Source organism: Vibrio sp. 05-20-BW147 (genome assembly GCF_013369385.1).
GTDB classification, from domain to species: Bacteria; Pseudomonadota; Gammaproteobacteria; order Enterobacterales; family Vibrionaceae; genus Vibrio; species Vibrio floridensis.
This window is the reverse complement of the sequence record NZ_SZTO01000046.1, coordinates 1-2,221: the sequence shown is the minus strand read 5'-3', so window position 1 is coordinate 2,221 and position 2,221 is coordinate 1. Positions and strand designations below refer to the sequence as shown.

The 2,221-nt window shown below is 32.3% G+C and carries 3 protein-coding genes and 1 pseudogene; all 4 read right to left on the bottom strand.

Annotated elements, in window-relative coordinates:
• The coding region (locus tag FC652_RS20880; protein ID WP_369597890.1) for an EpsG family protein at positions 1–515 on the bottom strand (515 nt) is incomplete at its 3' end.
• Positions 516–598: 83 nt separating this feature from the next.
• A complete protein-coding gene (locus tag FC652_RS19525) occupies positions 599–1,375 on the bottom strand; it encodes a glycosyltransferase (RefSeq protein ID WP_176299836.1) in 777 nt (258 codons plus the stop codon).
• A 2-nt stretch (positions 1,376–1,377) separates the two neighbouring features.
• The gene (locus FC652_RS19520) at positions 1,378–1,965 is read right to left on the bottom strand and encodes a DapH/DapD/GlmU-related protein (protein ID WP_176299835.1); all 588 of its coding nucleotides are present in this window, start codon (positions 1,963–1,965) and stop codon (positions 1,378–1,380) included.
• Positions 1,955–2,221, bottom strand: a pseudogene (locus FC652_RS19515) (antibiotic acetyltransferase); the annotation flags it as partial. The gene FC652_RS19520 and the pseudogene FC652_RS19515, both read right to left, overlap by 11 nt.

Below are 2,221 nucleotides of genomic sequence, written 5' to 3'. Positions count from 1 at the left end.
TGAAGAAATATAAAATAAAAAACCAAAGCAAAAGAAAAAATCAGCAATATACTTTTAAGAGATAACTTATATTTATTTAAGTTGCTTATAAACGAAAAAATTGCACTTTTATGAAAACCTAGGCTTAGAATGAATGATAAACCGAATGAGCTAAAACTGAAGTATAAAATTGAAAAAACATGCATACCATAAGATTGACGCATTGTTGAAAAGTCTAAATTCAAACCAATAAGAGAAATATATAAAACAACTAGACTAGCCGATTTACGCTTAGCCAATAGGTTTAAACTAATAAAGACGAGTATTGAATTAAGATAGTTAAATGTATCAAAATGCAGTAAATTTTTTTTAAATATATACATTAGAGATACAAATAACACATCGCTAAAAGTTAAAAAAAGGCTTGTGAAAGTGAATTCAGAGGAATATAACCGTTCATAAAGAAATGTATCACTCCCCGAACCACCTTTGAATGCAATCAAAAGACTATATATCAGAATGGCGCCATAGCACATTGAACTACGAATGAACTTTATTCTCACAAAATCTGACAATATCAAAATAAAACAAGATAACACTATCGCCCAAAGGAATAAGTTCAATTTTTTGCCCTTGGTTTAAGGTTAATGCCTATTACTTTAGAAAGAAAGTATTTAACATAAGATTTAAAATGGAATTTTAATAATGAAAATTTCGGAGCCTTTAACATAAGCTCCTCTCTTAGATTCGCTAATTCTTTAGTTACCTTGAGCACATGTACAGGATTAGTACTAACACCTAAGTATTCCATATTAGCAACGTCAATATCCATATAATAAATTGAGGACTGGTAAATATTAGTTAATAAAAATTTGGAATCAGCAGCAATTTTATATTTAGTATCGAACACTGGAGTTACATTAAAAAGTGAGATATGCTGAAATACCCCTTGATGACATGGCAGATCCGGCCTTCCTGAAGACCAATTTCCCAGAGAGACTTCTTTATACTTGAGCAACTTAATGCCATCACTATCAATCAAGTTAACATTTCCATAATACATAGTCCGATTGGTAGTGTCTGATTTTATATAATCTAGTAATACTTGAACTCCACTGCCTATTATTTCATCTCCAGCGCCTAGGAATAACACCCAATCTCCCTTGATATATTTTATTCCTTTATTCCAAGCGTCATATATACCCGTATCAGGCTCCGATATAAAAACGTCTACTAATTCAAGATTATCGTTAATATATTCAACTGTACCATCGGAAGAGTTACCATCTATAACAACCCATTGAATGTCAATATTTCCACTATTCCTTATTGATGCAGCCGTTTTTTTAATTTCTTCGAAACAATTAAGTGTAGATGTAATTACAGTCAATTTCATGTTTATACGTCTTTTATATATTTTATGGGATTTCCAGCCCAAATTTGATTGTCAGGAATTGATGTAGAGACAACTGAACCAGCGCCGATAACACTCCCAACTCCAATTTTTGAACCTTTCAATATTATGCAACCAGTACCGATAAAAGATCTTTCACCAATAGTTACCGGTAGAGAGGAGCCTTGATCATTAGATAACTGACGGCTCTTCCAATCTAAGGAGTGGAAATCAGTATCATATATCTTACAATCACCCCCAATCATGGCACCATCACCAATAGTAATCTCATTCATACAGTATATAGCCGAGTTGGAAATCCCTACGTTGTTACCGATAACAACTTTTGCACCTTTCATAACAACTACTGATGTAAAACTGTTACCGCCAATAGGATTAGAACTATAACTTGAGTTGATTGTTACATTATGACCAATTTCTAGCTGACCAAAAGATCTTATAAACATAGGTCCGTTGATTCTTAGATCTTTCTCAAATTTAACTTTAAAAACCCTTAATAAAAACAAGTTCTTCAACTTAAATAAATTAGATAATATAAAAGCCATTAGCCTATAGATTAATTTAATCAACATAACTCGCAACCTTCTTAAATTCATCAAAATTAGAAAATACTGAAGAATTTAAATGTATCCATTCAATATTTTTATTCCACCACTCCAAGTTTAATAGAAAATCAACTGTATCACTATCATAGCGATACTTAATTATTCTTGCAGGAACCCCACCAACAATAGCGTAGGGTGGGACGTCTTTAGTTACAACCGCTCCGGCTAAAACAACGGCACCATGACCTATTTCCAAACCACCAATAATTAAAGCTCTCTCTCC